The organism is Synechococcus sp. RS9907 (assembly GCF_014279615.1).
Lineage (GTDB): Bacteria > Cyanobacteriota > Cyanobacteriia > PCC-6307 > Cyanobiaceae > Parasynechococcus.
This window is the reverse complement of sequence record NZ_CP047944.1, coordinates 61,856-81,391: the sequence shown is the minus strand read 5'-3', so window position 1 is coordinate 81,391 and position 19,536 is coordinate 61,856. Positions and strand designations below refer to the sequence as shown.

At 64.2% G+C, this 19,536-nt stretch carries 16 protein-coding genes and 1 tRNA gene; 8 read left to right on the top strand and 9 right to left on the bottom strand.

Annotated elements, in window-relative coordinates:
- Positions 1-30: 30 nt before the first annotated feature.
- Together SynRS9907_RS00420 and uvrB are read right to left on the bottom strand one after the other, a co-directional pair.
- Positions 31-102 (bottom strand) — tRNA-Gly (locus SynRS9907_RS00420).
- 91 nt (positions 103-193) lie between these two features.
- Complete coding sequence (gene uvrB, locus SynRS9907_RS00415; RefSeq protein WP_188021455.1) at positions 194-2,233, bottom strand: excinuclease ABC subunit UvrB; 2,040 nt, start codon at positions 2,231-2,233, stop codon at positions 194-196.
- Between the two features lie 71 nt (positions 2,234-2,304).
- Between uvrB and SynRS9907_RS00410 the strand changes: the two genes are divergently transcribed.
- The 3 genes from SynRS9907_RS00410 to SynRS9907_RS00400 are packed head-to-tail and all read left to right on the top strand — an operon-like array spanning position 2,305 to position 7,081.
- Positions 2,305-2,760 (top strand): GNAT family N-acetyltransferase, encoded by a 456-nt coding sequence (locus SynRS9907_RS00410; RefSeq protein ID WP_115009672.1) that lies wholly within the window; start codon positions 2,305-2,307, stop codon positions 2,758-2,760.
- A 52-nt stretch (positions 2,761-2,812) separates the two neighbouring features.
- A complete protein-coding gene (gene mutS / locus SynRS9907_RS00405; RefSeq protein WP_188021454.1) occupies positions 2,813-5,518 on the top strand; it encodes a DNA mismatch repair protein MutS in 2,706 nt (901 codons plus the stop codon).
- A gap of 60 nt (positions 5,519-5,578) precedes the next feature.
- Positions 5,579-7,081, top strand: a complete 1,503-nt coding sequence (locus SynRS9907_RS00400; RefSeq protein ID WP_188021453.1) for a glycosyltransferase family 2 protein — start codon at positions 5,579-5,581, stop codon at positions 7,079-7,081.
- On the opposite strand, the gene ribH is transcribed toward SynRS9907_RS00400, so the two are convergent.
- The 3 genes from ribH to SynRS9907_RS00385 form a co-directional block, all read right to left on the bottom strand.
- Entirely contained in the window at positions 7,066-7,554 is a 489-nt protein-coding gene (gene ribH, locus SynRS9907_RS00395) for a 6,7-dimethyl-8-ribityllumazine synthase (RefSeq protein ID WP_188021452.1), read from the bottom strand. The two genes, SynRS9907_RS00400 and ribH, sit on opposite strands and share 16 nt — an antisense overlap.
- A gap of 63 nt (positions 7,555-7,617) precedes the next feature.
- Entirely contained in the window at positions 7,618-7,806 is a 189-nt protein-coding gene (gene psbZ / locus SynRS9907_RS00390; protein ID WP_006850156.1) for a photosystem II reaction center protein PsbZ, read from the bottom strand.
- 113 nt (positions 7,807-7,919) lie between these two features.
- On the bottom strand, positions 7,920-8,678 hold the full coding sequence (locus tag SynRS9907_RS00385; protein WP_188021451.1) for a DUF561 domain-containing protein: 759 nt from the start codon (positions 8,676-8,678) through the stop codon (positions 7,920-7,922).
- 35 nt (positions 8,679-8,713) lie between these two features.
- Between SynRS9907_RS00385 and tilS the strand changes: the two genes are divergently transcribed.
- On the top strand, positions 8,714-9,718 hold the full coding sequence (tilS, locus tag SynRS9907_RS00380; RefSeq protein ID WP_255445942.1) for a tRNA lysidine(34) synthetase TilS: 1,005 nt from the start codon (positions 8,714-8,716) through the stop codon (positions 9,716-9,718).
- Here tilS and SynRS9907_RS00375 read toward each other — a convergent pair.
- A complete protein-coding gene (locus SynRS9907_RS00375; protein WP_188022296.1) occupies positions 9,666-10,313 on the bottom strand; it encodes a precorrin-8X methylmutase in 648 nt (215 codons plus the stop codon). The two genes, tilS and SynRS9907_RS00375, sit on opposite strands and share 53 nt — an antisense overlap.
- Before the next feature lie 9 nt (positions 10,314-10,322).
- Between SynRS9907_RS00375 and holA the strand changes: the two genes are divergently transcribed.
- Genes holA through SynRS9907_RS00360 form a run of 3 tightly spaced genes read left to right on the top strand, consistent with a single transcriptional unit; the run spans position 10,323 to position 13,945 of the window.
- Positions 10,323-11,288, top strand: coding sequence for a DNA polymerase III subunit delta (holA, locus tag SynRS9907_RS00370; protein WP_188021450.1), 966 nt, complete (start codon positions 10,323-10,325; stop codon positions 11,286-11,288).
- 47 nt (positions 11,289-11,335) lie between these two features.
- Positions 11,336-13,141, top strand: a complete 1,806-nt coding sequence (locus tag SynRS9907_RS00365) for an aspartate kinase (RefSeq protein ID WP_188021449.1) — start codon at positions 11,336-11,338, stop codon at positions 13,139-13,141.
- A 33-nt stretch (positions 13,142-13,174) separates the two neighbouring features.
- On the top strand, positions 13,175-13,945 hold the full coding sequence (locus tag SynRS9907_RS00360; protein ID WP_188021448.1) for a hypothetical protein: 771 nt from the start codon (positions 13,175-13,177) through the stop codon (positions 13,943-13,945).
- Here the strand turns inward: SynRS9907_RS00360 and SynRS9907_RS00355 are convergent.
- The 3 genes from SynRS9907_RS00355 to SynRS9907_RS00345 are packed head-to-tail and all read right to left on the bottom strand — an operon-like array spanning position 13,931 to position 17,953.
- The gene (locus SynRS9907_RS00355; protein ID WP_188021447.1) at positions 13,931-15,970 is read right to left on the bottom strand and encodes a ribonuclease J; all 2,040 of its coding nucleotides are present in this window, start codon (positions 15,968-15,970) and stop codon (positions 13,931-13,933) included. The two genes, SynRS9907_RS00360 and SynRS9907_RS00355, sit on opposite strands and share 15 nt — an antisense overlap.
- Before the next feature lie 52 nt (positions 15,971-16,022).
- The gene (dapA, locus tag SynRS9907_RS00350) at positions 16,023-16,931 is read right to left on the bottom strand and encodes a 4-hydroxy-tetrahydrodipicolinate synthase (protein WP_188021446.1); all 909 of its coding nucleotides are present in this window, start codon (positions 16,929-16,931) and stop codon (positions 16,023-16,025) included.
- The gene (locus SynRS9907_RS00345) at positions 16,931-17,953 is read right to left on the bottom strand and encodes an aspartate-semialdehyde dehydrogenase (RefSeq protein ID WP_188021445.1); all 1,023 of its coding nucleotides are present in this window, start codon (positions 17,951-17,953) and stop codon (positions 16,931-16,933) included. Before SynRS9907_RS00345 ends, dapA begins: the two co-directional genes overlap by 1 nt.
- Before the next feature lie 157 nt (positions 17,954-18,110).
- On the opposite strand from SynRS9907_RS00345, the gene tig reads away from it, so the two are divergent.
- On the top strand, positions 18,111-19,520 hold the full coding sequence (gene tig / locus SynRS9907_RS00340) for a trigger factor (RefSeq protein WP_188021444.1): 1,410 nt from the start codon (positions 18,111-18,113) through the stop codon (positions 19,518-19,520).
- Positions 19,521-19,536 lie beyond the last annotated feature (16 nt).

Genomic DNA, 19,536 nt, shown 5'->3' with positions numbered 1-19,536 from the left:
GAAGGCCCTTCTGGACTGGGTTCTGAATCAAGCGGATGAAGAGATTCGAACTCTCGACCCTCTCCTTGGCAAGGAGATGCTCTACCACTGAGCTACATCCGCAGGTGTCGACGCGGGCGTGTCCCTGACGACTTAGAGACTTTGCCTTACGGAGGGACCAATGGTCAATTGCCAAGGGTTCCCACCGTGAATTTCAACAGGAGCCGGCCATCTTCTGACGCAGCTGCTTCACCCGATCCCGCAGGTTGGCAGCTTCCTCGAAGTCGAGCTTCTTGGCCGCCTCCTTCATCTTGGCTTCGAGCTGATCGATCAACTCCGGCAGCGCCTCCAGCGCCAAGCCGGCATCGGGATCGTTCTCCAGAGCCTTAGCGGCCTTGCCGACCACCTCCACTAAATCCGCGTCAGGGCCGTCTTGCTTCAACTTGCGGCTCAACTCCAGGAAGCTGAGGATCGAGTTGCTGGCCTTCTTGCCCGCCGCCGTTGGCACCACGCCGTGCTTCTGGTTGTATGTCTGCTGAATCGCCCGGCGTCGTTCGGTCTCGGAGATGGCCTTGGCCATCGAGTCGGTCATGTTGTCGGCATAGAGCAGCGCCACCCCCTCCACGTGGCGTGCAGCCCGGCCAATGGTCTGGATCAGGGAGCGCTCAGCCCGCAGGAAGCCTTCTTTGTCGGCATCGAGGATCGCCACCAGGCTCACCTCCGGCAGGTCCAAACCCTCCCTCAGAAGGTTCACCCCCACCAGCACGTCGTATTCCCCCAAGCGCAGGTCCTGGATGATCTCGATGCGCTCGATCGAGTGGATCTCCGAGTGGAGGTAGCGCACCCGCACCTCGTTCTCCGCCAGGTAGTCGGTGAGGTCTTCCGCCATCCGCTTGGTGAGGGTGGTGACCAGCACCCGCTGGTTCTTCGCCGCCCGATTGCGGATCTCTCCGAGCAGATCGTCCACCTGACCGCTGGTGGGCCGCACCTCCACCACCGGATCGAGCACCCCGGTGGGGCGGATCACCTGTTCGGCCACCTCACCGCCGCTTACCTCCATCTCCCAATCCCCCGGGGTGGCGGAGACGAACACCGTCTGACGCGCCTTCTCCCAAAACTCGGCCCCCTTCAACGGCCGGTTATCCGCTGCGCTGGGCAGGCGGAAGCCGTGCTCGATCAGCACCTTCTTGCGGGCCTGGTCGCCGTTGTACATCGCCTGGAGCTGCGAACAGGTGACGTGGCTCTCGTCCACGATCAACAGCCAGTCGTCCGGGAAATAGTCAATCAGGCACTCCGGCGGCGTGCCCTCTTCGCGGCCGGCCAGATGGCGGGCGTAGTTCTCCACCCCGTTGCAGTAGCCCACCTGGCCCAGCATCTCCAGGTCGTACTTGGTGCGCTGCTCCAGCCGCTGCGCTTCAAGCAACTTGCCTTCGCCATTGAGCACATCCAGCCGCTCCCGCAGCTCCGAGCGGATAGCGCTGATGGCGGAATCCAGCCGGTCTTTCGGGGTGACGAAGTGCTTGGCCGGGTAGATGTTCACCACATCCATGCTCTGAAGGATCTCGCCGGTGGTGGGGTCGACGTAGCGGATCGCCTCCACCTCGTCGCCGAACAGCTCAACCCGCACCAACCGGTCTTCGTAGGCCGGGCCGATCTCCAACACATCCCCTTTCATGCGGAAACGGCCGCGGGCGATTTCGGTGTCGTTGCGGCTGTACTGGTTGTTCACCAGCTCCCGCAGCTGGCTGCGGATGTTGAGGGTCTCGCCCACCTCGAACTTCACCGCCGCCTTGAGGTATTCACTCGGAATGCCCAGGCCGTAGATGCAGCTGATTGAAGCCACCACGATCACGTCGCGCCGTTCGAAAAGCGACCGGGTCGCCGAGTGGCGCAACATGTCGATCTCCTCGTTGATCGACGCCGTCTTGGCGATGTAGGTGTCGCTGACCGGAACGTAGGCCTCCGGTTGGTAGTAGTCGTAATAAGAGATGAAGTACTCAACGGCGTTCTCCGGGAAGAACTCCCGCAGCTCGTTGCAGAGCTGTGCCGCCAGGGTTTTGTTGTGGGCCAGCACCAGTGCCGGCCGGCCGGTCTGGGCGATGACGTTGGCCATCGTGAACGTCTTGCCCGTTCCCGTCGCCCCCAGCAGGGTCTGATAGCGCTCGCCGCTGTTCACGCCCTTCACCAGCTGCTTGATCGCCGTCGGCTGGTCGCCCTTCGGCGAATACGGAGCCGTGAGGTCGTAGGCGGGCATGGGTGCGGGGCCAGACGGCGGCCGTCAATTATCGCCGGGGAGCAAGATGAAGCGCTGCGGCTCCCCAACCCGTGACCCCGATCCGGCTGGTTCACCATGCCCCCGGTGCCCCCGGCCTGCGTTGGCTGGGCCTCGGGCCGGATCTGCGCCCCAGCCGGGCCCTGCTCAAGCTGCAACGGCTGTTCGATCGCCACGCCTTCTGGGCCCGCGGCCGCAGCTTTGCTCAGCTGCGGCGCCTACTTGCCGGCAGCGATGCCGTGGTCAGCCTCTGGCGCGGCAAGCGGCTGGTGGGCTTCGGCCGGGCCACCTCCGATGGCTTCAGCCGGGCCGTGCTCTGGGACATCGTGGTGGCCGGCGATCTGCAGGGCCATGGCCTCGGCCGCCGGGTGATCGAAGAACTGCTGCACACCCCGCCTGTGGTGGGCGTGGAACGGGTGTATCTGATGACCACCAAGAGCGCCGGCTTCTACCGACAACTGGGCTTCCAGGATGCGAACCCCCAGCAGCTGATGGTGCTGCGCCGCTGAGGCATCTCAATCCAGTCAGGCCCGGTACGATCCAGATCCGTCAGATCAGCCGATGCCCCGGTCCGCGTCCCAGTCCCCTGACGACGCCCTGCAGGGCAATCTGTTCGGGGCACCTGAGCCGGCCGCACCCACTGCACCCACCAGCGAACCTGAGGCGGCCAGCCACGATCTCAGCGACGACGAGCTCGGCGCCGATGCCGCCGCCAGGCCCCGCCAGCGACAGGCCACGGCAAGCGAGGCCAGCAGCGACTCCCCGGCTGCAAACGATTCCGAACCCAGCAGCGACGAACCGGCCTGGGCCCACCACTGCCAGCTGGACCCGCTGCAGCTCACACCGATGCTGCGCCACTACGTGGAGCTCAAGGCCGCCCATCCCGAGCGGGTGCTGCTCTACCGCCTGGGCGACTTCTTCGAGTGCTTCTTCGAAGACGCCATCGAACTCTCCCGGGTGCTGGAACTCACCCTCACCGGCAAAGAGGGCGGCAAGGCGATCGGCCGGGTGCCGATGGCGGGCATCCCCCACCACGCCGCCGAGCGCTACTGCGCCGAACTGATCAAGCAGGGCTACAGCGTGGCCCTCTGCGATCAACTCGAAACCACCCCCACCAAGGGTGCCCTGCTCAAGCGGGACATCACCCGGGTGCTGACCCCGGGCACGGTATTGGAGGAGGGCATGCTCAGCGCCCGACGCAACAACTGGCTGGCGGCGGTGGTGGTGGAGCCGGCCCAGGGGAAACAACCGCTGCGCTGGGGCCTGGCCAGCGCAGATGTGAGCACTGGCGAGGTGCAGGTGATGCAGCGGGAGGAGAGCAGCGCCCTGCACCAGCAGCTGGCCCAACAGGAGGCCTCCGAACTGCTCTGGGCCGCCGCCCTCGATGCTGAACGGCCGGCCTGGTGCCCGGAACGGTTGCGGCTGACGCCGATGGCCAGCACCCCCTTCAGCCCAGCGGAAGCAGAGCGCACCCTGCAGAAGCACTACGGCCTCAGCAGCCTGGATGGCCTTGGCCTGCCGGAGCACCCCCTGGCCCTGCAGGCCGTCGGTGGCCTGCTGCGCTACCTGCAGGACACCCAGCCCCTGGAGGAAGACAGCCGCATTCCCCTGGAGGTGCCAACGATCGTGCACCGCGGCGATGCTCTGGTGCTGGATGCTCAGACCCGCCGCAACCTCGAGCTCACCGCCACCCAGCGGGACAACCAATTGCAGGGATCGTTGCTTTGGGCCATCGATCGCACCCTCACCGCCATGGGCGGCCGTTGCCTTCGCCGCTGGCTGGAAGCACCGTTGATGGACCGTCAGGCGATTGAGCAGCGCCAGGATCTGGTGAGCAACCTGGTGGGTGAACGCAGCCTGCGGCTGGCGATCCGCCAGCTGTTGCGGCCGATGGGCGACCTGGAGCGACTCGCTGGCCGGGCCGGAGCGGGCCATGCCGGTGCCCGCGATCTGGTGGCCATCGCCGATGGCCTGGAACGCTTACCCCAGCTCACCACTCGGCTGGACTCTGCGATCAGCGCAGGGCCGGAGTGGTTGCAGCAGTTGCTCAGCCCCGATCCAGCCCTGGCGGAGCTGGCCCAAACGATTCGCCACAAGCTGGTGGAGGCCCCACCGCTCTCCCTCTCCGAGGGCGATCTGATCCATGACGGCGTCGACCCGCTGCTGGATGGGCTGCGCAACCAGCTGGACGATCAGGACGCCTGGCTCAGCCACCAGGAGCAGCAGGAGCGCCAACGCAGCGGCATCAGCACGCTGAAGCTGCAGCACCACCGCACCTTCGGCTACTTCCTGGCGGTGAGCAAAGCCAAGGCCACCGCCGTGCCGGACCACTGGATCCGGCGCCAGACCCTGGCCAACGAGGAACGCTTCATCACCCCAGATCTCAAGGAGCGAGAGGGGCGCATCTTCCAGCTGCGGGCCCGGGCCTGCCAGCGGGAATACGAGCTGTTCTGCCAGCTGCGCGAGCAGGTGGGGGGCATGGCCGCCCCGATCCGCCAGGCGGCACGCGCCGTTGCTGCCCTCGATGCCCTCACCGGCCTGGCGGATGTGGCCGCCAGCGGTGGCTACTGCGCCCCCACCATCACCGACGGCCGAGGGCTGCAGCTCGAGGCCAGCCGCCATCCAGTGGTGGAGCAACGGCTGGTGGAAACCGCCTTCACCCCCAATGATGTGCAGCTCGGTGAGGGCACGGATCTGGTGGTACTCACGGGCCCCAACGCCAGTGGCAAAAGCTGCTATCTACGCCAGATCGGGCTGATCCAGTTGATGGCTCAGATCGGCAGCTGGGTGCCGGCCCGATCCGCCACGATCGGCATCGCCGATCGGATCTTCACCCGGGTAGGTGCCGTGGATGATCTGGCCGCCGGCCAGTCCACCTTCATGGTGGAGATGGCCGAAACCGCCAACATCCTTCACCACGCCAGCGATCGTTCCCTGGTGCTGCTCGATGAAATCGGGCGGGGCACCGCCACCTTCGATGGCCTCTCGATCGCTTGGGCCGTGAGCGAGCACCTGGCCGGCGACCTGGGCAGCCGCACGGTGTTCGCCACCCACTATCACGAGCTCAACAACCTGGCCACCGAACGCGACAACGTGGCCAACTTCCAGGTGATGGTGGAGGAAACCGGTGAGGATCTGGTGTTCCTTCATCAGGTGCAGGCCGGCGGCGCCAGCCGCAGCTACGGCATCGAAGCGGCACGCCTGGCCGGTGTTCCCAAGCCCGTGGTGCAACGGGCCCGTCAGGTGCTCGATCAGTTGGCGGCCTGACGATCAACTTGATCGATGAGTAGCGCCCAGGCTTTAATTGCGAGCAAGCAATAAGAAAGCGTGAAGACAAAGAAAAATCTCAACGCAGAAATTGCCACGGCAATTTCCAAATATCAGAGCAATCCAAAACAACTGCGAAGACTTACTCGTAGCCTTCGACACGCAGAGACGCGTAAGGCATGCCGACGATGCGCCAAAGCGCTTCTTAAACGCGATCCTCAATCGATTGATGCCATCACATCGCTAATTTTTGTCTACTCTAACGGCAGCGGTGATATAAAGATGCCCATGGATCTTGCCCAACAAAGATGCAGAAATAAGCCAGAATGCCTAAAAAAAATTTTAAATAGAGCAAGCAAGCATCTTAACTCTAAAGAGCGAAAAAAAATGAAAGAAGTCCTGCAAATTTATTATAAAAATTCAGCAGAGATTGAAAGGCGTCAACAAATTAACGCCCAGGCCAATTTGCGCCTCCTGAAACGCAGCGAAACCGCAAACAACAGCTGCGACGTGATCACGGTTGCCTCCAACGAGGGCCCGTACATAGCAGAATTCATCCATCACTACATTTATCAAGGATTTAGCAATCTATTTATAGGCCTCAACAACGACACCTCTGGCCATACAGGGCTTATCATTGCAGCGATTGCCAAAAGTTATCCACAAGTTCATCTAATAAATACAGACCAGGAACATCAACAAGGCCAACAACGAGGCTCTTACTGCAGGCTTTACGAAGAAGCCTCAAAAGTCACCAAAGCCTCCCATTGCATGGTCGTTGACGTTGATGAGTACTGGGTGGCCAACCCGTTCCACACCAAGATCGAACGGTTTTTGGCCGCCCACACAGAAACCGAAGCTGACGTGATCTCATCAAATTGGCTGCACTGCCATCGCGCCAACCTGTTCGACAATCCCCTGGATTTATCAAATACCCGGCTCGAACTCACCAATAAATTCAAAAGCCTGTTCCGCTATGGCATCCCTGTATCCGACCTTGGCGCCCACGTGCCCTATGTGCTCGACAAACCCAAAATCAGCCACATCAGCAGTGACGGTCAAGCCGTCGTCGACCAGGTCGTGAACGGAGTGCGGAAATTAGGAAAAAAAGGCATTCAGGCCTGCATCCACACCACAAACACAGGCTGGGTGATCCATCGCCACACCCGATCCGAACTGGAATATGCTTCCAAGTTGCTTCACCCGGATGTAAACGCGCTAGACAATCTATTCAAACCCAACCGCGGGGGATATCTCTTGCGTGAAGAAAGTGCCGATTCACGTCAGCTTGCAACCAATCTTTTCGGAACAAGCCATCAACCGCCACAGGCCTATCTGAAGTCCCTTGAGGACTTCATTGATCGCTGCGGAATTGACGACCTGATCACAGCTGCAAGAGCTGAAATTGACGAGGAACTGATCAAAAAGCGGATCGAAACAATGAACCCTGATCAGATCAGGAGGCGCCAGAAAGTATGGAAACGCACCTTCCGGGGCACCCGCTTCCTGAAAATGCTGAAGCAACGCAGCCGCAAAAGCAGCGGCGATCAGCGCGAAGCCTGAGGCAAGGCCCGCATCAGGCTGCCCATCTCCAGGGCTTCCAGGCCGTAGCTCCAGCCGAGATTGCTCTTGATGCCCGCCCGCTCCAGCGCCTGCTGCATCGTGTCGGTGGTCAACACGCCGAAGATCACCGGCACGGACGTGTCGCGCGCCACCGCAGCAACGCCCTTGCTGGCCTCCGCCACCACCACATCGAAATGGGGCGTGTCGCCCCGGATCACAGCACCCAGGGTGATCAGCACCTGGTACTGACCGGAGCGGGCCATCTGCTGGGCCACGATCGGCAGTTCGAACGATCCCGGCACCCAGGCCACGTCCAGCTGGGAGCTGGTCTCCGACACATCCACACCGTGGCGCTTGAGGCAGTCGAGACAACCGCTCAGCAGCTTGGCGGTGACCAGATCATTGAAACGGGCCACGACGATGCCGACGCGCAGCCCGGCTGCGTCAGAGAAACGTCCTTCAAACGTGGCCATTGGGAAGGTGCCGACTGAATCTCAGCCATCGTGGCACCCGCCAGGTTCTGCCTGAGGCTTAGCTCAGACGACGAAGAAGCTCACACCCCAGTTCAGCAGCACCAGCGCCACCCACACAGCACTGCCCAGCAGGATCAGACGGTTGGAGCGGCCGCTGTCCTCGCTGGAGGCATACAGCACCGGCACCGCAACGATCAAAGCGAAGGACGCCACCACCAGGGCCAGAACGGTCAGCGTGTTGATGAACTGCATGGAGCTGGAAGTCAGGAGTCGATTTTCACACGAGAGCTGTTGCTCCCGCGAGCGAGCGGAGCACTCTTCACACCATGAAGGGGAAGAGGCCTCCGCTCAGCGGAGATTCAGGTTCAGACGCGGGTTGCGACAGCGCTGCCGAGGGCATCACGCAAACCACGCACCACCGCCACCATCGCCAGCTCATCCTGCAGGCGGTTCACGGCAGAACCGACGCCCACGCCGGCTGCACCGGCAGCGATGGCCATCGGCAGCGTGACCGCCGAAAGACCCGAAGCACACAGAACGGGCACATCGACGGCGCGGCTGATGCTGTGGGCCGCCGCCAGGGTGGGGGCAGCCTTCTCAATCAGGCCCAGGTGGCCAGCACTGAAGGGCTTGGCACTGGTGCCGCCCTCGGTTTGGATCAGATCAGCGCCGGCCGCCACAAGATCGATGGCCAGCTGCTCCTGCTCATCCATCGGCAACACGTGGGGCACGGTGACGCTCAACACCACGTTGGGCAGCAGTTGGCGGGTGCGGCGGGTGAGCTCCAGCACCTCAGCCGCATCAAAGATCCGGCCCTGGGGATAGAAGGCGTCGTAGTTACCGATCTCCACCATCAGCGCACCGGCTTGCACCGCCGCGGGGAACTGCTCAGGCTCCACAGAAGACACGCACACGGGCACACCACCGGAGGCCTCGATCGCCAGACGCACCAGGGCGGGGTCGCAGGCCACGTCGATCAGATCAGCACCGCCACGCCCGGCGGCACAGGCGACCCGCTCCACACTGGCGGCATCGAAATTCATCAGGCCGGCGATCACCTTGAGCGCAGAGCGCTGCTCAAGGCTGCGCTGCAGAGAAGCGGGCAGCTGCTGAAGACGGGTCATGGGGGACTGGACAGCGATGCCCTGATTCTCACACCGTGGGGGAAACGCACCCCTGCTTCTTGGGCTGGACGTCCTGGCATGACCGCCTGCACCGGCGCTTGCTGATGCAGCCGCAGCTGCTGCCCCAGGGCAGCGCTCTGCTGCTGGCGGTGTCCGGCGGACAGGACTCCATGGCCCTGCTGGCGTTACTGCAGGATCTGGCGCCCTTTCATGGCTGGAGCCTGAGCCTCTGGCACGGCGATCACCGCTGGCACGACGGCTCCAGCCGAATCGCCGCGGAACTGAACAGCTGGTGCCAGCAGCGGCAGCTCCCCCTGCAGGTGGACCAGGCAGCACCGGGAGAGGTGCCCAGCGAGGCCAAGGCCCGGCAGTGGCGTTACGAACGGCTGGCACAACGGGGCCGCCAAGCGGGCGCCGATGTGGTGACGGGCCACACCGCCAGCGACCGGGCCGAAACGATGTTGCTGCAGCTGGCCCGCGGCAGCGACCTGGCGGGTCTGGCGGCCCTGCCCAGCGTCCGCTCCCTCAGGCCGGAAGGCCCCCGGCTGCGCCGGCCGCTGCTGCACCTGCAGCGCCACGACACCCTCAAGATCTGCCAAGACCTGGCCTTGCCGATCTGGGAGGACCCCAGCAACCAATCCCCCGCGTTCGCCCGCAACCGGATCCGCCAGGAGGTGCTGCCCGTGCTCGAGGAACTGCATCCAGGCTGCAGTCAGCGGATAAGCGATCTGGCCGAACGGGTGTCCCAGGTGCGGGACAGTCAGACGGAACTCAGCCGAATGGCCCTGAAGCTTCTGCAAACCGCTGCTGGCCTGGACCGCCGCGGCCTGGGGGCGTTGAGCTCCGCCAGCCGCCGCCTGCTGCTGGCGCAGTGGCTGCAGCAGCAGGGGGTGCCAGCCCTACCGGCCAGCCAGCTCGACGAACTCAGCCGGCGACTGGACAACGGTGCCCCCGGCGGTGCGGCCGATCTTGCCGGGGGCTGGCACCTCAGCTGGAAAGGGGCGGAGCTGGTGCTGCAGCAGCGCGCAGCAGAGCATTAACCGCCGCGGCCACCAGACCCGCTCCACCTCTGCTGCTCTCCAAACGAATCTGGACCAGGCCACTGGCCGCCAGATGCTTCTTGCTTTCCGCCACCCCCACAAAACCGACCGGCATGCCGATCACCAGGCTGGGGGCTGGAGCACCGGCGGCCACCTGCAGCAACAGCACCTCAAGGGCGGTTGGCGCACTGCCGATCAGCACCACCGGAGCCGGTGACGCCAGCGCGAGCGCGCGCCAGGCCTGTTCCATGCCCGCTGCCGTGCGCGTTGAACCCGCCGGTGCCGCCTCAGGTGCCCACTCCAGCACCGTGTGCACGGCAGTGCCGAGGGTGCGTTGGGCCATCGGGGCCACCGCCGCCGCCGCCATCGCGGTGTCCGTCAGGATCGGCGCCCCCTGCTTCAGCGCTGCCAAACCCTGCTCACAGGCCCCCTCGCTGAACCGCAGCAGTGTTCCCAATGAGAGATCGCCGCTGCTGTGCACCAGCCGTTCCAGCACCTGCTGTTGCAGCGGCGGCAGGCCCGTGTCCCCCAGTGCCGCCCGGATCCGCCGGATGCTTTCGGTGAAGATCGGGTGGTCCTGGGCCATCCACGCCATCATCGACCCATGCCGATCCATCTGCTTTGGGGTGATGACGCCGCTGCGCGGGACCGGGCCATCGATGCCCTGATCGGCAAGGTTGTCGACCCCAGCTGGAGCAGCCTCAACCTCAGCCGCCTGGATGGGGCCGACGCTGGTCAGGCCCTGCAGGCCCTCGAGGAGGCCCGCACTCCTCCCTTCGCCACAGGCGAACGGCTGGTGCTGCTGCAGCGCAGTCCGTTCTGCAATGGCTGCCCCAGTGAGCTGGCCGACCGGTTTGAGGCCGCCCTTGAGCTCATCCCCGACACGAGCCACCTGGTGCTGGTGAACCCAGCCAAACCCGATGGTCGCCTGCGCACCACCAAAACCCTGCAGAAACGGATCAAAAGCGGGCTCGATCACGAACAGAGCTTTCCGCTGCCGGCCGCCTGGGATGGCAACGGCCAGCGTCAGCTGGTGCAACGCACGGCCGAGGCCCTGGGCCTGAAGGTGGAGCCGGATGCCATCGATGCCCTGGTGGAGGCCATCGGCACCGACAGCGCCCGACTGGAATCGGAACTGCGCAAGCTCTCCCTGCGGGACACCAGCATTTCCGCCGCACGGGTGCAGGAGCTGGTGGGAGGACGCTCCACCAACGCCCTGGCCGTGGGCGATGCCCTGCTGGAGGGCAACCCCGGCGAAGCAATCGCCCGCTGGGATGCCCTGATCGAAGCCGGGGAACCAGCCCTGCGCATCGTGGCCACCCTCACCGGTCAGATCCGCGGCTGGCTCTGGGTGAGCCTGCTGGAACAGCAGGGGGAACGGGATGTGGCGGTGATCGCCAAGGCCGCTGGGATCGGCAACCCCAAACGCATCTACGTGATGCGCAAGCAGCTGCAGGGCCGCCCGCCCAAGCGCTTTCTCTCACTCCTGGGCCGTCTACTGGAGGTGGAGGCCCGGCTGAAACGCGGCGCTCAGCCGGGCGACGCCTTCCGCGACGGCCTGCTGGGCTGATCGCTGCCCGCCAGGTGAGAAAATCCAGCGTTGCTGAAGCCCGGTCCATGGCCCTCCTGGTGCAGAAATTCGGGGGCACCTCCGTCGGCAGCGTGGAACGCATCAAGGCGGTGGCTGATCGGATCGGACGTTGCCGGGAGGAGGGGCACGACGTGGTTGTGGTGGTCTCCGCCATGGGCCACACCACCGATGAATTGACGGGTCTGGCCAACGCCATCACCTCTGCCCCCACCCAGCGGGAGATGGACATGCTGCTGGCCAGTGGCGAACAGGTGTCGATCGCCTTGCTGGCGATGGCCTTGAACGCCCAGGGGGTCAGTGCGACGTCGATGACCGGTCCACAAGTGGGCATCGCCACGGAATCCACCCATGGCCGGGCCCGGATCCTCGGGATTCGCACCGACCGAATCCGCAACCGCCTCGGGGCTGGCCAGGTGGTGGTGGTGGCCGGTTTCCAGGGCACCAGCACCAGCAGCGATGGCCTCAACGAAATCACCACCCTCGGGCGTGGGGGCTCCGACACCTCCGCCGTCGCCCTGGCGGCGGCCCTTGGTGCCGATGCCTGCGAGATCTACACCGACGTTCCGGGTGTTCTGAGCACCGATCCGCGCAAGGTGTCCGATGCCCAGCTGATGGAGACGATCAGCTGCGACGAAATGCTGGAACTCGCCAGCCTTGGGGCCTCCGTGCTGCATCCCAGGGCCGTTGAGATCGCCCGCAACTACGGCGTGAACCTTGTGGTGCGCTCCAGTTGGAGCGATGCCCCCGGCACCCGGATCACCAGCCGTTCAGCCCGTCCGATCAGCAGCAGTGGCCTCGAGCTCGGCAGTCCTGTGGATGGGATGGAGGAAGTGGACGGACAGGCCGTGGTCGCGCTCTCCCGCATTCCCGATCAGCCTGGGATTGCCGCACGCCTGTTTGAAACCCTCTCCGAGGCGGGAATCAATGTGGACCTGATCATTCAGGCCACCCATGAGGGCAGCAGCAACGACATCACCTTCACGGTGGCGGAAGCGGATCTCGAGCTGGCCCGCGCTGTAAGCCAGAAGGTTCTGGATCAACTGGGCGGCGATCTGGCGTCCGAAGCAGGGCTGACGAAGCTGAGCATCAGCGGGGCCGGAATCATGGGGCGCCCTGGCATTGCCGCCGGCCTGTTCAACTGCCTGTGTCAGCAAGGCATCAACCTGCGCCTGATCGCCACCAGTGAGGTGAAGGTGAGCTGCGTGATCGACTCCGGCGCCGGCAGCAAGGCGGTTCAAGCCGTGCAGGAGGCCTTCGACCTGGAGGACTCGCAAATCCGCATCAATCCCACCGACAACGGCAACGGGGAGCCGGAAGTGCGAGGCGTCGCCCTCGACCGCGACCAGGTGCAACTCAGTGTTCGCCACGTGCCCGATCGACCCGGCACCGCAGCGGCACTGTGTTCAGCCCTGGCGGACAACAGCATCAGCCTCGATGCGATCGTTCAATCGGAGCGTCAGCACGACGACGGATCGCGCGACATCACCTTCATCCTGCGCAAGGACGACCGCGCCCGCGCCGATGTGGCCCTGGCCCCCCTGCTGGCCCAGTGGCCCGGTGCCGCTCTGGAGGATGGTGAGGCCATTGCCCGGGTGAGTGCTGTGGGCGCAGGGATGCCGGCAACGCCCGGGACGGCAGGGCGGATGTTCCGTGCGCTGGCGGACGCCGGCATCAACATCGGCCTGATCGCCACCAGCGAAATCAGAACCAGCTGTGTGGTGGCGGAAGAGGCTGGCGTTCAGGCACTCCAGGTGGTGCACGCCGGATTCGGACTGGGTGGTGAAGAGCGTCACACCGCCCAAGGCACCGCTTCACCGCACGACCCCGACTAACGGTCTACAACGGGGGGACTGGCCCCCCAACGCGTGGACGCCGATTTCGAGCAGCACTACCAAGCCGCGGAACGGGCCTATGGCCTCGGGGAGTACGCCGAGGCCCATGCCCTCACGTCAGCGTTGTGGGATCAACTCCAAAGCCCATCGAACGAGCACGACCCAGGCCTGATCTTGGGCTGGCGGGCGGTGGTGTCGTTGCTTTTGGGTCACATCCAGCTGCATGGTCTCCAGCAACCGGAGCAAGCCACAATCTCCTACGAACGGGTGCTGCAGGGTGACGTGGACGCCACCATCGCCGCCCTGGCGGAACAGGGGCTGGAGCGCTGCCGAGCAGAAGACACCGCCAGCGGAGCAGGTTCGACGCCAGCAACCAACGGCGCCATCCCAGACCTGCTCAGGGATCCCTTCCTGAGCACGGAAGCCGATCAAGCCCGGCCTGCAACGGCTGGTCTGGTCACCGCAATGCCGTGGTTGTCCAGTGATGAGGAACACCGGGCCGTGCCGACTCCGGATCCCTCCCCCACTCCGGTCCCAAGCCCAGAGCCAATGGTTACGCCGGAAGCCAGTTCAGACATCGAGGCGGAGATGGAGGTGGCGAACGAGGAACCAGCACGCAGCGAAGAAGAGCCACCCGTCGCCGTCGACCCCACACCCCAGGAGCCTGCGGCCACGAAACTTCTGGAACACTCATGGCTCCGCGTTCAACTCCAGCCCGACATCAAAAGCCCCACCGACTCCGGAGAGCCGATGGGGCTGATCAACAGGATCAAAGGGGTCTTCGTCCGATCAGCTGGCCGCTGAACGACGACGACGGGTGCGGCCTGCAGGCATCTCCGGCTCCGGGGAAGCAGGGGCTGCCTTTTCAGCCACCGGTTGAGGAGCCACTTTCTCCACCACTGCGGTGGCCGCCGCTGCACGCACGGGGGCAGGAGTTGCCGAGCCAGACCGGCCGTTGCCCTGGTTGGTCCGCACCGGAGCGGGAGTTCCACCGCCACCGCCGTTGCGACGGCCATAGGGAGAGCCACCGCCACGGCCACCGCGACCGCGGGGAGCCGGACGGTCATCGGGCTCAGCATCGGCACGACCCTTGTAGACCGGTGTGCCGCCAGGGGCCGGCTGCACCAGACAGAGGATCAGCGGCTCCACCTGCAGTTCACGGCGCATCCGGCGGCCAAGGCCCACCTCCACTTCACGCTGCACACCCATCCAGTCCACCTCCGGTGCCTTGCCACCGGTGTTGCGGCAGAGCTGCTTCCAGCGGTTTTCAAGCACCCACTTGATTTCGCGCTCCACCCACAACGACATCTTTCGGGCATCGGCTGTGGTGACCACGCCCCGCAGATTCACCCGCGGCGGAGCCACCATGGCGCCATCGGTGCTGATGGCAGCGAGGATCGTCACCACGCCGTCTTCCGCCAGCTGCTGACGTTCCTTTAGCACCCGGGCATCAACGATGCCATTGCGGGATTGATCCAGCAGCTCAATCCCTGCCTTCACGGCATTGCCTTTGCGGATCGAATCCGGGGTGAGCTCCACCACATCACCGTTGTCGATGATCAGGGTGTTGTCGACCGGAACCCCCATCGCATGGCCGGTGCGGGAGTGCTGCACCAGCATCCGGTGCTCTCCGTGCACCGGCACGAAGAACTTGGGCCGGGTGAGGGCCAGCATCAGTTTCTGGTCTTCCTGGAAGCCATGGCCGGAGACATGGATGCCTTCGCCCTTGCCGTACACGACCTTGGCACCCAGCATCATCAGCTTGTCGATGGTGTTGACCACGGAAATCGTGTTTCCCGGGATCGGGCTGGCCGAGAAGATGATCGTGTCGGTGGTCTTCACCTTCACCTGGGGATGCTCACCGCGGGAAATGCGGCTCAGGGCAGCCAGCGGCTCACCCTGGCTACCGGTCATCAGCAGCAGGGTTTCGCGATCGGGCACATCGTTGATCTGCTTGATCGGCACAAACAGTTCATCCGGCGCGCGCATGTAGCCCAGTTCCCGCGCCTTGGCGATCACGTTGAGCATCGAGCGGCCCAGCAGCCCCACCTTGCGGCCGTTCTTCAGGGCAAGCTCCAAAATCATCGACACGCGATGAATCGAGCTGGCGAAGGTGGTGACAATCACTCGCCCTTCGGCATTGGCGATGTGGCGATCCAGGTTGGGGAAGACGGAGCGCTCCGGCGGGCAGAAGCCAGGAACCTCGGAGTTGGTGGAATCGCTGAACAGACAGAGGACGCCCTTGTCACCGTGGTGAGCCAGGCGGGCCATGTCGAAGTTTTCGCCGTCGACCGGGGTGTGGTCGAACTTGAAGTCACCCGTGAAAATCACGGTCCCCACTGGTGTGGAGATGGCCAGCGAGAAGCTGTCGGCCATCGAGTGGGTGTTGCGGATGAACTCCACAGAGAAGTGCTGACCCACCTTCACCACATCGCGCGGACCGACGGTCTGCAGGGTGGTGCGGTCGCGGACACCGGCCTCATCCATCTTGCCGGTGAGCATCGAGAGGGCCAGCCGCGGCCCGTAGATCACCGGAATGTTGAAGTGCTTGAGGTGATGGGCGATGCCACCGATGTGGTCTTCATGACCATGGGTGACGATCATGCCGCGGATCCGCTTCTGGTTCTCGCGCAGGAAGCTGGTGTCGGGCAGCACCACATTCACCCCGTGCATGCCGTCGCTGGGGAAGGCCAGACCGGCATCCACCAGCATCAGGTCATCGCCGTACTCGAACACACAGGTGTTCTTGCCGATCTCGTGGAGACCACCCAGGGGAATCACCCGAAGGCAGGGCTCCTGACCCTTGCTGGATCGCGCGTTGTTGGCCATGGAAAACGATGTGTAAAAGAACGGGTTGCGTGAGCCGATAAGCCGGACCGGGCTAGGTCTGACGGAGGGCGGCCATGGCGGTGGAGAGCGAACGTTTCATGTCGTCAGAGAGGGGGCACAGGGGCGGACGGGGCGCACCGACAGACCAGCCATTGAGTTCCAGCGCAGCCTTGACGGGAATCGGATTGGTGGTGGCGAACAGGGCCTTGAACAGGGGAATCAACGCGTCGTGCAGGGCGAGTGCGGAGGCACCATCGCCGTTCAGATAGGCCTCGATCATGGCGCGGATCTCAGGGCCCGCCACATGGCTGCCCACACTCACGACGCCCACGGCACCCACCGCAAGCATCGGCAGGGTGAGGCCGTCGTCACCGCTGTAAATCGCCAACTGCGGACCGCAGGCCAGCCGCAAAGCCGTGACCTCTTCCGTGGTGCCGCTGGCGGCCTTGAAACTCACCACATTGGGGCAGTCCATCAGCCGGGCCACCGTGGCCGGGGCGATGCTGCAACCGGTACGGCCAGGGATGTTGTAAAGCATCAACGGCAGCTCAGGTGCCGCTTCAGCGATGGCCCGGAAATGGGCCTCCAGACCCTCCTGGGGAGGCTTGTTGTAGTAGGGCACCACAACGAGAGCGCCATCGGCACCGGCCGCCGCCGCTTCCTTGGTGGCCTCCACCGCTTCCGCTGTGGAATTGCTGCCGGTGCCCGCCAACACCTTGGCGTCACTGCCCACGGCATCACGAACGGCCTGCAGCAGTTGCAACTGCTCGTCCCAGCTGAGGGTCGGCGATTCACCGGTGGTGCCGCACACCAGCAATCCATCGGATCCCTGATCCACAAGATGCCGGGCCAGGTTTGCGGCAACGCTGAGATCCACAGCACCGCTGGCATCAAAGGGAGTCACCATCGCGGTGACCACACGGCCGAAGGGAGTTGGGGAGAGGGTGGCGGCCTGGGTCATCACTTCTGAATCAAGAGTTCTGCGATCTGAACAGCATTCAGCGCCGCTCCTTTGCGGATCTGGTCCCCACACAGCCAGAGCTCCAGAGCATTGGCATCACTGATGTCCTGACGGATCCGGCCGATCGCCACCGGGTCGCGACCGGTCACATCCGTCGGCATCGGGAAACGGTTCGCCGCCGGGTCGTCAATCAACTCCACACCAGGTGCTGCCGCGAGCAGCTCACGTGCCTCATCAACCGGGAAAGGGGACTCGAACTCGATGTTCACCGCTTCGGAATGGGCCCGCAGCACGGGCACTCGCACGCAGGTGGCGGTGAAGCGCAGATCCGGCAGACCCATGATCTTGCGGGTCTCGTTCACCATCTTCATCTCCTCCTCGCAGTAGCTGTTGGCCTGCAGGGGAGAGTTGTGCAGAAAGAGGTTGAACGCCAGGGAGTAGGGCAGCACCTCTCCTTTCGGAGTGCCGCCGTCCAGCACCGTCTGCGACAGGTTTTTCAGCTCCTCCATGGCCCGGGCACCGGCACCACTGGCGGATTGGTAGGTGCTCACCACCACCCGGCGCATCGCCCGCTTGGCCGCCAAAGGAGCCAAAGCGAGGGTGAGCAGGATCGTGGTGCAATTCGGATTGGCGATCACGCCCTTGTGGGCGAAGGCCGCATCGGGGTTGACCTCGGGCACCACCAGCGGCACACCCTCCTCCATCCGGAAAGCACTGGAGTTATCCACCATCACCGCACCGGCGGAGGTGATCGCCTCGCGCCACTGCTTGGAAACAGAACCACCGGCTGACGCCAGCACCAGGTCGACCCCCTCAAAGGATTGGGCCGAAACCTCCTCCACCGTGAGGGTGCGGCCATTCCAGGTTTGGGTCTGGCCGGCCGAACGGGCCGACGCCAGCAGCTTCAGCTCGCCAACGGGGAAACGGCGCTCCTCAAGCAGCAGCAGCAGTTCCTGGCCAACAGCACCGCTGGCTCCGAGAACTGCAACGTTGAGAGGGCGATTGGGAAGGGTCGAAGACAAGCGGTGGAGTGAACGATCTGAACGAAAACCCGTCGTTTCTCAGATCCGACATCACTGCGTAGAGAATGTGATGCCGATCGAGTGACGCACTCAGCTTACCGATCCAGCCTGAATTCACCCGTTGCATAAAGTGCTGGGCTGCCCTTTCCCTTCCCCCATGAGCGCTGCAGCCCTGAAGGTGACCACCGAAGCCCGCCCCAGCAGCCGCCTGGCGGTGACGGTCACCGTTCCTGGGGAGCGCTGCAAGACGAGTTACGAAGACGCCATCACCAGCCTCAGCCGCAGCATCAACCTGCCGGGCTTCCGCAAGGGCAAGGTGCCGCGCACGGTGCTGGTGCAGCAGCTGGGAGGCATGCGGATCAAAGCCACGGCTCTGGAAAAGCTGATCGATAACGCCTGGCGTGATGCCATCCAGCAGGAATCGCTGGAACCGATCAGTCAGCCTGATCTGAGCAGTGGTTTCGACGGTCTGCTGGAGAGCTTTGAGCCCGGCAAAGAACTCACCTTCACCCTGGAAGCCGACGTCGCCCCGACGCCGAAGCTGAAAACCACCAAGGGCCTGAAGGCGGAATTTGAAACCGTCGCCTACGACGCCTCACGGGTCGACGCGATGCTTGAAGACTCCCGCAAGCAGATGGCCACGGTCGTTCCGGTGGAAGGTCGTGCCGCCAAGAACGGCGACATCGCTGTGCTCGGCTTCAAAGGCACCTACAGCGATGACGGCAGCGAGATCGAGGGCGGCAGCGCCGATTCGATGGATGTGGACCTGGAAAACGGCCGGATGATCCCCGGCTTCATCGAAGGGGTCATCGGCATGAAGGTCGACGAGACCAAAACCGTGGATTGCCAGTTCCCTGACGACTACCCAAAGGAGGACGCCCGCGGACGTAAGGCCGCCTTCGAGATCGAACTGAAGGACCTCAAGACCCGCGAACTGCCCGAGCTGGACGACGAATTCGCCAAGCAGGCCAGCGAGCAGGAGACTCTGGCGGACCTGCGCAAAGATCTGGAGCAGCGACTCAAGGACGACGCCGAACGCCGTCAGACCAGCAACCGCCGCGATGCCCTCGTCGCCGCCCTGGTGGAGCAGCTGGAGGTGGAGCTGCCGGAAGCCCTGATCCAACAGGAAAGCCGCAACCTGCTGGAGCAGACCGCAGCCCAGTTCGCCCAGCAGGGCATGGACGTGAAGTCGCTGTTCACTCCCGATCTGGTGCGCAACCTGATGCAGAACTCCCGCCCTGAGGCCGAAGAGCGTCTGCGCCGCAGTTTTGCCCTCACCGCCCTGGCTGAAGCGGAGGACATCAAGCTCGACGACAAGGACGTGGACGCCAAGATCAAGGAGGTGAAGAAAGAGCTCTCCGCCGACGCCAAGATCGATCCCGAGCGCCTGCGTCAGGCCGTGATGGACGACCTGATGCAGGATCGTCTGATGGGATGGCTGGAGGAGAACAGCACCCTCACCGAAAAGGCACCGGCTGCGGATGACAGCAAGGCTGCGGCCAAGAAAAAGCCCGCCGCCAAGAAGACCGCGGCCAAGAGCAAGTCCAAGGCGGACGCCAAGGACTGAGCAACGCCCATAGATT

Bases quoted from the DNA above. Each gene is read 5' to 3' on its own strand.
- uvrB (WP_188021455.1), bottom strand. From the start codon at position 2,233: ATGCCCGCCTACGACCTCACGGCTCCGTATTCGCCGAAGGGCGACCAG.
- mutS (WP_188021454.1), top strand. From the start codon at position 2,813: ATGCCCCGGTCCGCGTCCCAGTCCCCTGACGACGCCCTGCAGGGCAAT.
- ribH (WP_188021452.1), bottom strand. From the start codon at position 7,554: ATGGCCACGTTTGAAGGACGTTTCTCTGACGCAGCCGGGCTGCGCGTC.
- psbZ (WP_006850156.1), bottom strand. From the start codon at position 7,806: ATGCAGTTCATCAACACGCTGACCGTTCTGGCCCTGGTGGTGGCGTCC.
- SynRS9907_RS00385 (WP_188021451.1), bottom strand. From the start codon at position 8,678: ATGACCCGTCTTCAGCAGCTGCCCGCTTCTCTGCAGCGCAGCCTTGAG.
- SynRS9907_RS00375 (WP_188022296.1), bottom strand. From the start codon at position 10,313: ATGGCGTGGATGGCCCAGGACCACCCGATCTTCACCGAAAGCATCCGG.
- holA (WP_188021450.1), top strand. From the start codon at position 10,323: ATGCCGATCCATCTGCTTTGGGGTGATGACGCCGCTGCGCGGGACCGG.
- SynRS9907_RS00365 (WP_188021449.1), top strand. From the start codon at position 11,336: ATGGCCCTCCTGGTGCAGAAATTCGGGGGCACCTCCGTCGGCAGCGTG.
- SynRS9907_RS00355 (WP_188021447.1), bottom strand. From the start codon at position 15,970: ATGGCCAACAACGCGCGATCCAGCAAGGGTCAGGAGCCCTGCCTTCGG.
- dapA (WP_188021446.1), bottom strand. From the start codon at position 16,931: ATGACCCAGGCCGCCACCCTCTCCCCAACTCCCTTCGGCCGTGTGGTC.
- tig (WP_188021444.1), top strand. From the start codon at position 18,111: ATGAGCGCTGCAGCCCTGAAGGTGACCACCGAAGCCCGCCCCAGCAGC.